Below are 14,103 nucleotides of genomic sequence, written 5' to 3'. Positions count from 1 at the left end.
GTCATACTAATCCTTTAGCTTTTAAAAATTTATATACCACTTCAATTCCGACCTCATCATTGCGTAAAACTACTTTTTCTTTCTTATGAAGCATCTTAGCATAGGTCCTGTTTACTTTAGTTAAGGAGCCTTCAAGGCCAACTTCATTTTCAGAAAACTCCAAATCCTCATTTGTAATTACAGATATTCTATCTCTTACATACAATTCTAAATCCTTGTATTTTACAAAAGGCAATTTATATTTGCTCTCTTTTCCTATACTTAGAATGCATGGAAGTGCTATCTCATATTTTAAGGAAGTTTTCTCGCCATCTACCAACGCAATTACCGTATCCTTTTCTAAGCTTTCTTCATAAACCTTTACAATGTTAGATAGCTGACTTAGTTGCAGTAATTCAGCAATTTGCGAGGGTATGTGGGCAGTATCCCCATCTAAGGAATGAGTCCCAGTAAGTATGAAATCAAATTCCTCATTTTCTAGATACTTAGCTAGTATCTTACTTGTTACATAGGTATCACTGCCAACATACAATTTATCTGATATAAGTACTGCTTTATCTGCACTGCGCCTTAGCAAATCTTCTAATAGAGGTATAACACTTTCTGGTGCCATACTAACTATTTCAACAAAAGTATTAGGTCTTTTTTCTTTTATTCTAAGAGCAAAAGCTAAGGCACAGGCATCCTCGGGGTTAAGTATTAACTTTACATTTTCTCTCACCAGCACATTTTTTTCGTAATCATATGTAAAGTTATCAACATCTGGAATAAACTTAACTAGACAAATTATTTTCAATGTTTACTTTTTCCTTTTTATTAAGAGTAGTAAATACTTTTACCAATACTATACCAATAATACCCATTACTGCGCTGGCTATGAAGTATGCATTATATCCACCATTGCCTCCAAATGTATTAAACAGGAAGGTATTAAATTTTGGTAATACGATATCTGGAAGATATCCAACAAATGATATGAAACCAATAGCTGCTCCAACTATGCTGATATCAATCTTGGTGTCGCCAAGTAATGACCAATAGGTACCACGAATGGCATATAAGAATATTCCAGTTACTACTATTAATACATAGAAACCACTCTTGCCTATCATGGCAACAGATAAACTAGATATTAGGATAAGACAAACCGCTGCTCCTAATAGTGCAACCGTAAGAGTTCTACCCTTTCCAAATTTGTCTGCTAGAAAACCTCCTATTATTCCACCTACTGGTCTCATCCAAAGAACAACTACCATAACAGCTGCTACTGGTGCTGCATCTACTCCAGCGTTAGTTTGAAGGAATCCTCCAAGGTAATAAACAGTCCAATATACTGCATAGGACAAGAATATAATTCCACCCATTATATACACATATTTATTCTTGAATACACCTGCAAAATCAGATATCTTAACCTTTTGTTTAGGAGCTGCTTCGGCATTGCTTTGAACTCCTGCCTTTTTATCATCTTCAACGAAAATTGTAACAAGTAAAGCCATTACAAATATCACTATTGAGTACATATATATAATAGAAACCATTGCTGTTCTCTTATCTACTAAATTTGTACTGCTACCTAATACTTTAGTGAAAATATAAAGTGCAAAACTTGCAAGTAAAGCTTCTACTACACCACGTCCACCATCAAGTATTCCGAAAAATCTACCTTCTTCTTCTTTACTAGCTAGTAATTTTACCAGCTTCATATGAGCACTCCAGAAAGTAAATACGGAGAATATACCCCAAATACCATAAATAATAGCTACATTACTGGAACTAGGAATCTGAGCAAACCAAAAACCTCCTGCTGCTGTTCCAAAAAGTGATATAGCTATTAACCACTTTGCAGAGAATTTATCAGCAATTAAACCACTTGGGAAATAACCAATTACCCATACAATTCCTAGAACAGAATAAATGGAATTCAATTGAGGTAATGACATGTTGAAAACCTCTAATAGAGTTACTTGATAATTTGTCTTTAAATAAATAATTGGATAAATAGCCCCTGCTGCTAAAACAATCAGTAAAAATTGAAAATACCTTTTGAAATTTTTATTATTCATATGGTTTCCCCTTTCAATTATTGGTTTTGATTAATATTATTAATATACTAGTTAACCAAAGCAGTCACGTATACGTTTTCTAAAGGGAGTCTAAAGTTTTAAGGATTTGCTTTTAAATTAAAAAGCAACTGATTTTTTCAAATTATATATTTGCGCAAATATAATTTTATTTTAAACCGGTTTATTTTTGATACTTAATGCCTTCTTCCTGTGGAAAAATTGTTCCAAAGTTCATAATTCCTTTTGGATCAAAGGTTTCTTTTAATTTTTCCAGCATATAGTAAGCTGAACCATGTTCTTCTCTTGTCCATTCATTTCGATACTTTCCTATTCCATGGTGATGACACATAGATCCACCTAACTTTAAGGTTTCTTCAACAATAATTGTTTGTATTGGGTGGTGATAGATTCTCATCTCATCTTCTGGAGCACAGTTGATTTCATAATTATATACAAAGTACATATTTGTACCATTTATATAACTGTGGGATGAGTGTCCACCTAACATAGTAAGGTCTTCTGCACGTGAAAATTCATTTCTAATTCTATCAAGAACATTATGATATATTTTGGTGATTGTCTCCCAGTTTGCTGAGATTTCTGTTGTAAAGCCATCATGCTTATCATTTTCAATCATTCCCTGAACCTCATCATCAATATCCTGCTGTGACCAGTTCAAATGGTTAAACCAATCCTCAATAAGCTTGCTGTCTACCTGTTCAATTATATTATCCTTAAATTTTTCTACAGCTTCTTCAATTCCTTTGCAAGTAGCTTGTACAGTATTTTTATTGCCTTCAGCCATAAAAATTAATACACAATTACCCTTATAGAAGTGGTAGAAATGCTGTCTTGCATCTTCTTCTGAATATGTACGAGCAACTGATGGGCGATAGCCATTAACCATAACCTCTCGTAAAACCTTAATGCCTGTTTCAACATCTTTTACTAGGTAACCATAGAACTTATTGTTGTCTGGGAAAAATTTAAATATTTTAACGGTAACCTCTGTAATATAACATAGGGTTCCTTCATTACCAATAACTATATGTCTTATATCCGGTCCTCCTGCTCGACGTGGAACATTCTTTATTCTAGCAATATGGCCAGTTGGGAAAACACATTCAAGTCCTACTACCATATCTTCAATTCCACCATACAAGGTAGAAAATTGGCCAATACTTCTTGTTGATACAAGACCGCCATACTGGGCAACTGGTTTAGATTGTGGAGAATGGCCTGTAGTATATCCTAATTTTCTTAATTCATCTTCAAGCATTTGAAGAGGAACTCCTGCCTGCACAGTTGCTTCCATATTATATTCATCTATATTGATAATCTTATTAAGGCGCTTTCCATCAATAACAAGCGTAAGATCCTTCCAGTTTTCCAAGCCACCTTCCGTTGCAGTTTTACCACTTCTTGGAATTACATTGATATTGTTTTCATTACAATAAAGTAAAAGCTCTTTTACTTCCTCAACGGACTTTGGGTACACAATAGCTGTAGGCACTGGGACATCCAATACTTTCTTAGCTTTTGCATATTTTTTATACCTATCTGCGGCTGCATCATACAAATCATCATAATTTGTGTTGATTTGTTCTTCTAATAGAATACTTTTTAAACCTTCTAATACTGTCTCATTATCCAACCACAATTCCTCCTTTATTTTGCTTATATCTTGTGCACAATATTAGAATACTCTATTTCCAGTAGCGAGTCAATAATTTTATGGAAAATTATTTGTATTTTATTATATTTTTATTTCATAATGGAAAACTTTCCACTTTTTCTATGAAACATTCGTCTAAAATTTTAATTATAATTGGTAATTACTTTACTAACACTTTTACTAATGATACAATCAGAAGAAGTAGTTATTTTTTAATTACACATTAAAATAAGGAGTAGATTTAGATATCTAATAGTTAGTAATTATGATAAATATAGACTTTAACAAATTAAATCCTTTAGAAAAAAAGATTAATGAAAATCTTATTGCTTTATCAAAAGATGTTTCCGACATTACAATTAACCAGGCAGCTGAAGCATGTAATTGCTCAGTATCCAAGATTTCTAAGTTTGTGAAAAAACTTGGATTTAACAATTATAAGCAATATATGGATTTTCTATATGGTAAGGAGCTTCCTAAAAAGAAAACTTTTGGAGAGCTAGATAGAATTAAAAATTTTATAGATGATTTTGATATATCCTTGGTTGATGAATTTATTGAATTGATAAATGCTTATGAAAAGATTATTCTTTTTGGTTATGGTCCTTCCTTTATTTGTACCCAATATTTTGAATACAAATTAAGAATAAATACTAATAAAATTGTTATTGCAGTGCCTGATGAGCTTTCTGCAGAGAGCTTAATTGATGAAAAAAGCCTTCTTGTTATTTTTTCTGCAACTGGTAAATTCATGTCTTTTGACAGAATTAACACCCTTGCCAAAGAGAAAGCTTGTGAAGTGCTATTTATTGTTGAAGAATATAATGCTTCTTTATTATCTGAATATAATAAGGTCTTTTGGTTGTCAAAATTTCCTCAGCCAGATGATTTTAAACCCTATGAAAAATCAAGAACTGTTTTTTTTATTTTCATTGAGGAGGTTATTCAGCATATAATGTTTAATAATCGACAGGTGATTTCTGAGCAAAACGAAATAAATACTGAGCAATAAGGTATAAATAAAGAGAATAAAAAGTAAAACTTAAATTGAGGTTTTACTTTTTATTCTCTTCTATTGACTCATTTAGCATATTATAGTGGCATACCTTTGTTTTTCCTTCTTTAAAGTCCCATAAATGAAGGCTAGAGCCATTACATTTATTCCACTGTCTGCAGGACTTGCAGCCATCAGTTCTCATCCATTTTCTATTTCTCATGTTCTTAAATCTTGTTTCCCATGCATCAGTAAAACTTATCTCATCAACATGTCCCTGTATCCATTCTCTAGATAATGAAGGACATGCGCTATAAGAGCCATCGGCAAGTAAACTACCCACATTAACTCCTGCAGCACAGAAAAAGAAATCATCTCTAACCTCTTTTTCCCAATTGCAGCCTAAATAGCCTTCTTCGGAATAGCTTATATGCATTCCTGGACTATTTTTTCTCTTATCCTTTATAAAATTAAATAACTCAATCACCAAATTCTTATTAAGTATTAGTTCTCTATTTGTTTCAGCTCTTCCTTTAGGAAATATGGTAAAAAGTCTCCATGCTTGTACACCTATACCCTTCAGCATATTGTACATATCTTCCAACTGATTTACATTTTGAGTATTCACACAGGTGATTGCTTCAACTTCATCAAAATTACCAGACTTTAAAAACAGCCTTAAAGCATTTACAGCTCTATCAAAGGATACTTCACTGTTTCTAAGCCAGTTATGTGCCTTTTCTAAACCATCTAGGCTTACAGATACAGTTTTCATCCCTGACTCTGCGCATTTTTCAACCATTTTTTCGTCTACCAGCATTCCGTTAGTAACCATGCCCCATGGAAAGCCCATACTGCTTACTTCTGAAAGAATCTCAAACAAATCCTTTCTCACAAGAGGCTCACCCCCTGTAACAGCAACCATAATATTCTTAGGTTCATAGTTTTCAGCAATGTTTTTAAAAACCTGAAGCACCTTTTCCTTAGGTAAATCTGCTGAACTTTTATTCTTATCACAATCTGAACCGCAGTGGCGGCATTTGAGATTGCAGCTTAAGGTTGTCTCCCAGAAAAAATAAGTCAAGTCATGAACCTTGGAGTTAAATTTCATCCCCTGGCTCCAAGCCCAATTTTGAAACTGCTTCTTCATGTTAATTCACGTTTCCTTTTGATTTATCAATAGTATCACTTACTGCTGGCGGTCCATACTTTGCTGCAGGAGGACCATACTTTGTAGCTGGCGGTCCATATTTAGATCCAACACAACCAACTAATGTACCTGCTGCAATAGCTATAGAGAAAAACCAAGCTAAGAGTCTATATAATTTTTTAACCTGCTTTGCCATTTTAATTCCTCCCTTAACCTTATAGTATAATTATACCATAAATACATATTGCAGTAAATTATATACAAACCTCATTATTCTAATAAAATAGAATTAGTGTTATTAGAGCTGCAGACAAAACGCTTATAAAATTTACTGTATCATTATTTATAAATTTCAATCCTGCTACTAGCTTCGTACTTCTTTCATGATGAACTTTTCTCTCTGTTATTTTTCCGCAAATTTCACAACGATATTTCGCTTGAATGGTTGCACCAAGTAAGCTATCAATAATACATCCTGCAAATCCTACTATAACTATAACCATTGAAAAAACTATTGCTTGAGTTTTAAACCCAAACTTAAGTACATAACCAATAAAAAAAATTGCTGCAATGAAGCCTGCACCAAGTAATGAACTTATAGTACCAAGAATAGATATAGCTCCAGAAACGCCCTTCTCCACCTTTTTTAAATTCAATATAGATATAGGCTTGGCATTACTTAGAATACCTATTTCTGAAGCCCAAGTATCTGCATTAGCTGCTGCAAAGCTAACAGTAAATGCAATGAGATATACAGGCCTATTAGTAGCAAACCACAAGGCAGCAAAGATTAAACCTACTCCTCCATTTGCTAAGACCTGAACGTAATCTCTTCCGCCAGACTTTTCATGTATATCATAGGTAATGGTTTTTCTATGCTTTTTAAACATGGTGAGAATACTTGAAGAAGCAAAGAAGCCAACCATTATTGCTGAAAGATAAATTCCTCCAAAGTAAAAAATTACAGTTCCAAGAATAGTTGCAGCAAATGCACCACTAATGCTTAAAGCTTTTTTTATTAGCGCAGCTAAACTTATAAATCCACTGAAGATAAATCCTATTAAAATACTTATCATAATGCCGCCTCTCTATTAGTAAGATTTAAATTTATTCTCTTTTATAATACTTTCAATTTTTTTAATCTTATCTTCATATGATAAATTAGTTAGTTCCTCCTGATTTACTGACCTATAAATTTCACTAGACATTACAGGCTCATAGCTTCCTTTAATCCATTTCGTTGTCAATACTCTAAGTTCTATAGCCTCTTCGTTAACATGTATAGCATAATCTTCTAAACCCTTAAATTTAATAACATATGTGTCTTTCTTCTTTTCAAAGTCCCCTTTACCTACAATATCTAAGACCATAATGAGACTTTGGTGTACTTTAGATAATTCCTTTGTTTTCTCGTCTTTCATTATTAACCCACCTTATGCTTTACTAAAATACCCAATACACGCTATCCTGGGATATTTTAAATCCAAGTTTATTATGTAGTGCTTTTGACTTATCATTGTCTATTTCAATCTGAGCAAATGGGATGAGGTCTTTATCAAGCATTTGGTTGACTAAATAGCTTTCAAGCAATGTACCATAGCCTAAGCGCCTATATTTAGGGAATATTTCGAGTAGTCCCATACTCCCTTCCAAATGATTTCCGATAAAGCCTATAAGCGTTCCATTCCTAAAGCCTCCAAACAATTTCCCATTTTTTAATATTTCATCAATTTCATTATTGGATAATTTATCATAGTGTTCTAATATTACTTCCCTTTGATCTTGTTCTAACTGTCTTATTTCTAATTCTTTTTTGACATTAAGCTTATTTTTATCCATATATACCGCTTGAAGACATTCAAGCTTTTTAGTTAGTCCAAATTTGTTTGATATGTAATCTACCATAAAATTTTGATGTGCAAGTATGAGATTACATTTTCCTATACAATTTATTAATTCTTTCCCTTTTTCAAATTTGTCTACAGATATCATATAAGCTTTGCTTTTTTGTTCTTTTATAAGTACACCATCTGTTTCAGCATACAATATGTCTGCAGTACCTCTACGTATTGGCTCAAGCATTCCTATATGTAACAATGGATTTTTCCTCAAATATGCAATTGCTTTCTCTTTCATTAAAAATCAAGACCTTTCTTTAAAAACCAGAACGGTTAACATAAACTCTTTATCATATTATATCAGAGCTCTAATTCTTTTTCATATGATACTATGGATATTCATAGTTTAATATTCTTAAATTAATAAAGCCATGGACTACTTAATTATAATCCATGGCTCTTTTAGCTATTAATTTTTATAAAATATTTCTAATGAGTCTTTAACCTTCAAGTAATCTTTGGATTCTATCAAAAGCCTCTTTTAGCTGCTCTATGCTAACAGTGCAAGCTATTCTTACATAGCCTTCGCCGCTTTCTCCAAACCCATCACCAGATAGCACTGCAACTTTAGCATTTTTAAGCAGAAATTCAGAAAACTCAGCGGATGCCATTCCTGTACCTTTAATATTGGGGAATAAATAAATACTACCTAAGGGTTCTAAAACACTTATACCCTTAATTTCATTTAATCGATTTGCTGCATATACCATACGTTCATAAAATTCACTGATGATTTCTGGTTGAATAATATTTCTATTTTTCAAGGCATAAATTGCCCCTCTTTGGGAAATAGAAGGAGCTGAAAAACATATGCCTTCATTTATTTCTACAATGCAATTAATAATATAATCTGGAGCAATTGCAAAACCAATTCTCCATCCAGTCATTGCATATCCTTTTGAAAAGCTTCCTAATAGAATACTTCGTTCTTTCATGCCATCGATAGAAAGTATAGGTGTAAATTTCTCCTTAAACATAAAGGCATCATATACTTCATCTGAAATAATAATGAGATCTTTCTCAATTGCAAGCTTTGCCAATGCTTCTAAGGTACCTCTATCATAACATGCACCTGTAGGATTATTAGGAGAATTAATTATTATTGCCTTTGTGTTCTCATTAACTAACTTCTCTAATTCATTTATGTTAATATTAAAGCCTTCATCTTCAGATGTTACCAACGTAACAATTTTACCTTGAGCCTGTTCAATTTGGTCTTTATATGGAGTAAAATATGGCTCTGGTACAATTACTTCATCACCTTCATCAATTATTGCTTTCAGTGCTAGGTACATTGCATGGCAGGCACCAACAGTAACCATTATTTCCGATTCCATTACAGTAATCTTATATTCCTCTTTATAAAACTTTATAATTTCTGTTTTAAGTTCCGGATTTCCAGAAGGCTTTGTATACTTTGTATGCCCCTTAACTGCATCCTTAAAGGCTTCCTCAATTATTATTTTATTAGTAATCAAATCTGGATCTCCAATGCTTAAATTGATAATATCTTTATCTCCTAGGAGTGAGGAATTTGAAGACATCGGGGTAGGTTCATAATTTAAGTACTTTTTTGCTAAAAATCTACGCTGCATAATTTATGCCCCCATTTTTCACTAATCAGTCATGCTATTTGCATCTGTAACAAATTTGCTAATTTTATCTTCTTTCATAAGTCTATCTAAAGTTTTATTTACATCATTTAATAGCGCTGTATTTCCTTTATAAATTGCTATAGCTGCCCCCTTTTGTGCTGTTTCTGTGCTAAACTTCATGCCAGAAACAAAGATTTCAGAATTCTTATCTGCAAAAGATTGTGCAACTGGTAATTCTACTACTACTGCATCTACCTTTTTACTCTTAAGTGCAACAACCAAATCAGGAAGTTTTCCTAAAGATACTATTTCTGCACCTTTTATTTGCTCCCCAGCAATCTTTTCCTGAGTCGTAGCCTTTTGAACCCCAACCTTCTTACCCTTTAAATCTTCAAGTGACTTTAATTTTTCCTTATCTTCAGCTCTAACTATAACTGACTGCACAGCTACATAGTAAACTTTAGAAAAGTCAACTGCTTTTGCTCTTTCAGCAGTTGGATTCATGCCAGCAATAACCATATCCACTTTCTTCCCCTGCAGAGCTGCTAATAAACCATCAAACTGCATATCTTTAACTTCCACTTTAACACCTAAATCTTTAGCAATTTCATCAGCTATCATTAAGTCAAAGCCAACAATTGTATCTTTTCCGTTTACTTCCTTGTGAAATTCATATGGCGGATAATCTGCACTTGTGCCAATAGTTAAAGTTCCTTTTGTTAAAAGATTATTCTGACTCTTTTTACCACAAGCAGATAATGTAAACACCATAGACGCTGCCACCGAAACTGCAATAAATTTTTTCAACATACATTTTTTCATTTAAAAAGCCCCCTATTGTTTGATTTATTAATAATATATGCATGATTATACGCAATTTATTATAAATATGCAATAGGTTTTTTAAAAAAAATTTCCTGAAAATTATATTAAAGCAAAATAGGCAATGTATTTCCAGCTGTTGGCATTAAGTAAATTAGATTTGCATTTTTTATGGCTTTTTCTGAGCAGTTTATAGCTTCCTCTAGTGTTCTTGTAATTTTGATATTACAGCAGTCTAAAGCATGTACATCCATGAATGATACAAGTACCAAATTATATTTAATAGCCATTTCACAGATTACAAAGGCAAAAAACCTTGCAATAGTATAATCTCTTCTTACTTCCTGTTCTCTTTCAATATTATTTTTAAAGTCATAAAATATGTGGTTCATGTCCTCATGTCCTAAGCCTTCAATACATTCTGCTAGCAAAATAATAGTACCACCTTCTTTTACTGCTGGTACCGCATTACTTAGAGCTTTTGAGCCCTGATAAAGGTCAATGTCTTTAGGGTATCCTCCGCAAGATGCAATAACAACATCAGCTTTTTCTTTAATATTAGAGCTATCAATTGATTTTAATATTTCACACCCTTTTTTATGAGCCGTAACATAATTTCCAGCCACCGCTGCTGTAAAATTGCCTTCTGAATCTAATATTACATTAAATAAGAAAGATGGTTTTACAAAAGCAGCAGCTTCCATCATATCATCATTGAAAGGGTTTCCTTCCAAAAGTGCTGCTCTCACCTTTGAATTGCTTCCTGCTCCATTGGGGTTTAAGGAAATAGAATGATGCTGCATAACAGTTTTATAAGAACTTATGCCTGGCATGATTCCTTTTCTTCCACCACCGAATCCAGCTAAATCATGAAACACAATTCCACCAGCAAGTATGATGTGTTTACATTGAAGTGCTAATTTATTTATATAGACTTCAGTTCCAAAAGATGTAGTTCCAACATATAGAAGCTTACTCTCATCTCTAGAGTCATGATCCGTAATCTTAAACCTATTAAAAAGCTCTTCTCCAACAATTAATTTATGCTCTTCTTCATTTAGCTTTCTATGTGTTCCAAGCGCGCATAGAAAGTGAATATTTTTATCTTCTACCCCTGCTTTCTGAAGCTCTTTAATAATATAAGGTAAGTATACTGAAGGTTTTTGCCATAGTCTTGTAATATCTGGTATTACAATGCATATGTCCTCATTAGGTTTCACTATATCCTTTAATCTTGGGCTGTCTATAGGATTTTGCATAGCTGCTTTTAATATTACATCTTCGCTTTTTATATTTTCTGTAGGTAAGCTGCTTATAATTTTTATATTTTCATATTCAAAATTTAAATTAAAAGCTTTACTTCCATATTTCATTGATATGTTCATAATATTATCCCCTTTATAATTAGTTAGAATATATTATAGTATGCATAAATATGCATGTCAACCTATTAAAAGATACTTATTGCTACTTAGGATTTTACAATAAAAAATACCAAGGTATATTTCCCTTGGTATTTTTATAATTCTCGCTCCTTAATTTTGCTCTTATTAATTGCTCATTCTCTTTTGTTTTATAACCACAAGTGTCACAGCAAGTACTGCCGCGGCAAATCCCACTACAACAAGCATATTCAAAAATATTGGTGCAAGATTTTCCATATTCATGTTAACCATGTTAGCTATACTATTATTGGTTTTTACATACCAATAGTTTGGTGTAAAGCTTGCAGCTCTTAATACTGTTTTACCTAGAAGAGCCTGAGGCACAAACACTCCACTTATAAAACAGGTTCCTAAAGAAAAGACATTTGCTGCTGCTGACATTGCACTTTTACTCTTTATTACATTTCCTATTAAAAAGCTTATGCTAAGTGCTGCCAAAGTAAATATAAAGGAGTTTAATAGAAGCAAGAGACCCCTGGCAGTGAACATATAACTGCCGTACATGACAATGCCTGTGAAAATCATTATAAACCAGGCAAGCACCGCATAACTAAAGTTTCCTAGTATCAATTGAAAGTTCATGTTCTTAAGCTTTATTGGTGAGCAAAGATTTCTCTTTTTTAAATCAGTATTGTTAAAGACAAGCATAACTGAACAAACACCTAAAATTAATATTGAGAACAAGGAATAGGCCATGTAGTTAAAATAGTAGGCACGTTTTTCATTTTTAGAATTTTCATCCTCAGAGGTAAGCATCTTAACCTGAGTCTTCTGTGCCATATCCTTATTTATATAACTTATAAGCTGTTCCTGAGATAAATTGCCCATACTTCCCATATAGATTTTTGCAGTATTTAAATATTTATTAATTATACTGTCAACAAATATTGCGCTAGATGAGCTTGGAACAGTAGTCTTTTCAAGCTTCATTGCTTCTCCCCTTGAAAGCCCTTCTGTGAAGCCCTTAGGTACCTTTACAATGTATTCTACCTGCCTAAAAAATAAGGCATCTTGTAGCTTTTGGGTGTCATCTGGGATATCTACAATATTGGTATTCTTGCTGAGATAATCCCTTAAACCTTCTACAATTTTTGAATTCGTATCATAATTTATAAATGCTATATTAACTTTTGTTTCTGTAAAGCTTGAGTTCACAGGATTGCTATTTGTATTTGCTAAACCTATTGCCAAGGATACAAATACCACAACATATATCATAATTTGATTTATATTTTTTAATATTATCTTAAAAAAAGCTTTATAAACTTGCATATTTTTGCCTCCTTACTGCGAAGTAGGTAATTATGCTGAAAACTGCACTAAACATACAAAGCACAGCTATATCCGTGAAAAACCGTGTATGGGTATTATAGTAGTAAAGAGTATAAAAGCAGTCTGTAATTAAATTTGCCGGATTTAAATATCCTAGAATAGGCACATTTGTAGTAATTATATATTTCATTTTATCGTACATCATACCTGATAAAAATGACATAATCATAGTGACTCCTATGAGAATTGCAACTTTAAGGCCCTCACTTTTTGTGATTATTGATGCAACGCAAGTACCAAAGGCAACTCCTGTAATTGTACCTACTAAACAAGTCAGGGCTATATAGCCAAATTGAGTTCCGAAGCTAATCTTTAGTATCAAACTCAAATACCCAAGCAAAATAAATATATTAACCAGCTGAACTGTTGCTGCAGCAAAGGCTGAAGCCATGAATACCTTCATCTTATGTGTGGGAACCATATTAAGTCTTGCTCCCTGTGAAGATATATTAGCCTGTATGGCGTTTATCTCCTTCATTCCACAAAAGCTTCCATACAAACAAGCCATTGCAATTAAGGTATAAAAGTAATTTACAGTAGTATCAGGGGCAGCACTACTTGCAGTCACTTCCTTAAGATAATCATTTCTGTCTGAAATAGTATTTAAAAGCCCACTTTGAGCTGCAGTAGGATTTTTACTTAGGATTGTTACCACTGTAGATGAGGTTTGTTTGAAGTCATCTAGAAAACTTTTTATAATAGTTTGATTTATCCCTGTTTTCTCCAAAACAAGATTTATTCCATTATCAAAATAAATGTAGCCTTCGATTTTACTGTCTTGAAGCAGTTTATCTGCTTCTTCCTTTGATGTATAAGTTACATCGAACATATTGCTTTTACCTGCGTTTTTATCAGAACCTGAAACAGAACCTATTGCTTTTATAAAGTCTGTGCTCTTTTTATATTCCTCATTATTAACTATTCCAATCTTTATTTTAGAAAAATTTTCTACATTAGAAAGGTTTGAAAAAGCCATATTGAATAAAGTAGCTAAAAGTATTGGGAATAAGAAAGTCCAAAACATGGTTTGCTTATCTCTTACAATACATTTAAGCCTATATATATAGCTATGAAAAAACATTTATATTCTCCTCCTTTACTCGGAACACTGGGCAATCTGACGTAC

General features: G+C 32.7%; 14 protein-coding genes. 1 reads left to right on the top strand and 13 read right to left on the bottom strand.

The window, feature by feature from the left end:
* Position 1: 1 nt before the first annotated feature.
* From ACJDUH_RS04715 to ACJDUH_RS04705, 3 genes are all read right to left on the bottom strand, one after another.
* On the bottom strand, positions 2-796 hold the full coding sequence (locus ACJDUH_RS04715) for an electron transfer flavoprotein subunit beta/FixA family protein (protein WP_406764004.1): 795 nt from the start codon (positions 794-796) through the stop codon (positions 2-4).
* Positions 774-2,066, bottom strand: coding sequence for an MFS transporter (locus ACJDUH_RS04710; protein ID WP_406764003.1), 1,293 nt, complete (start codon positions 2,064-2,066; stop codon positions 774-776). Before ACJDUH_RS04710 ends, ACJDUH_RS04715 begins: the two co-directional genes overlap by 23 nt.
* A 181-nt stretch (positions 2,067-2,247) precedes the next feature.
* The gene (locus ACJDUH_RS04705; RefSeq protein ID WP_406764002.1) at positions 2,248-3,720 is read right to left on the bottom strand and encodes an FAD-binding oxidoreductase; all 1,473 of its coding nucleotides are present in this window, start codon (positions 3,718-3,720) and stop codon (positions 2,248-2,250) included.
* Positions 3,721-4,006: 286 nt separating this feature from the next.
* Here ACJDUH_RS04705 and ACJDUH_RS04700 point away from each other — a divergent pair, with 286 nt between their 5' ends.
* Positions 4,007-4,753 (top strand): MurR/RpiR family transcriptional regulator, encoded by a 747-nt coding sequence (locus tag ACJDUH_RS04700; protein WP_406764001.1) that lies wholly within the window; start codon positions 4,007-4,009, stop codon positions 4,751-4,753.
* A gap of 43 nt (positions 4,754-4,796) precedes the next feature.
* Here the strand turns inward: ACJDUH_RS04700 and ACJDUH_RS04695 are convergent, their stop codons facing one another.
* The 10 genes from ACJDUH_RS04695 to ACJDUH_RS04650 all read right to left on the bottom strand — a co-directional run bounded on the left by ACJDUH_RS04695 (position 4,797) and on the right by ACJDUH_RS04650 (position 14,058).
* Positions 4,797-5,885 carry a radical SAM protein gene (locus ACJDUH_RS04695; RefSeq protein WP_406764000.1) on the bottom strand — a complete coding sequence of 363 codons (1,089 nt, stop codon included), beginning with the start codon at positions 5,883-5,885 and terminating at the stop codon, positions 4,797-4,799.
* A gap of 1 nt (position 5,886) precedes the next feature.
* Complete coding sequence (locus ACJDUH_RS04690) at positions 5,887-6,081, bottom strand: hypothetical protein (protein WP_406763999.1); 195 nt, start codon at positions 6,079-6,081, stop codon at positions 5,887-5,889.
* Positions 6,082-6,160: 79 nt separating this feature from the next.
* Positions 6,161-6,961 carry a DUF92 domain-containing protein gene (locus ACJDUH_RS04685; protein WP_406763998.1) on the bottom strand — a complete coding sequence of 267 codons (801 nt, stop codon included), beginning with the start codon at positions 6,959-6,961 and terminating at the stop codon, positions 6,161-6,163.
* Positions 6,962-6,976: 15 nt separating this feature from the next.
* On the bottom strand, positions 6,977-7,306 hold the full coding sequence (locus tag ACJDUH_RS04680; RefSeq protein WP_406763997.1) for a hypothetical protein: 330 nt from the start codon (positions 7,304-7,306) through the stop codon (positions 6,977-6,979).
* 22 nt (positions 7,307-7,328) lie between these two features.
* A complete protein-coding gene (locus tag ACJDUH_RS04675) occupies positions 7,329-8,021 on the bottom strand; it encodes a GNAT family N-acetyltransferase (protein ID WP_406763996.1) in 693 nt (230 codons plus the stop codon).
* A gap of 202 nt (positions 8,022-8,223) precedes the next feature.
* Positions 8,224-9,378, bottom strand: a complete 1,155-nt coding sequence (locus ACJDUH_RS04670; RefSeq protein WP_406763995.1) for a pyridoxal phosphate-dependent aminotransferase — start codon at positions 9,376-9,378, stop codon at positions 8,224-8,226.
* 21 nt (positions 9,379-9,399) lie between these two features.
* A complete protein-coding gene (locus ACJDUH_RS04665) occupies positions 9,400-10,200 on the bottom strand; it encodes a transporter substrate-binding domain-containing protein (protein ID WP_406763994.1) in 801 nt (266 codons plus the stop codon).
* A 107-nt stretch (positions 10,201-10,307) separates the two neighbouring features.
* Positions 10,308-11,585 carry a nickel-dependent lactate racemase family protein gene (locus tag ACJDUH_RS04660; RefSeq protein ID WP_406763993.1) on the bottom strand — a complete coding sequence of 426 codons (1,278 nt, stop codon included), beginning with the start codon at positions 11,583-11,585 and terminating at the stop codon, positions 10,308-10,310.
* A gap of 165 nt (positions 11,586-11,750) precedes the next feature.
* Positions 11,751-12,917 (bottom strand): ABC transporter permease, encoded by a 1,167-nt coding sequence (locus ACJDUH_RS04655; RefSeq protein WP_406763992.1) that lies wholly within the window; start codon positions 12,915-12,917, stop codon positions 11,751-11,753.
* Entirely contained in the window at positions 12,904-14,058 is a 1,155-nt protein-coding gene (locus ACJDUH_RS04650) for an ABC transporter permease (protein WP_406763991.1), read from the bottom strand. Before ACJDUH_RS04650 ends, ACJDUH_RS04655 begins: the two co-directional genes overlap by 14 nt.
* Between the last annotated feature and the right edge of the window lie 45 nt (positions 14,059-14,103).

The sequence above is a fragment of the Candidatus Clostridium radicumherbarum genome (assembly GCF_045310525.1).
Classification (GTDB): domain Bacteria; phylum Bacillota; class Clostridia; order Clostridiales; family Clostridiaceae; genus Clostridium_AT; species Clostridium_AT radicumherbarum.
This window is presented reverse-complemented; position numbering and strand designations above follow the sequence as displayed.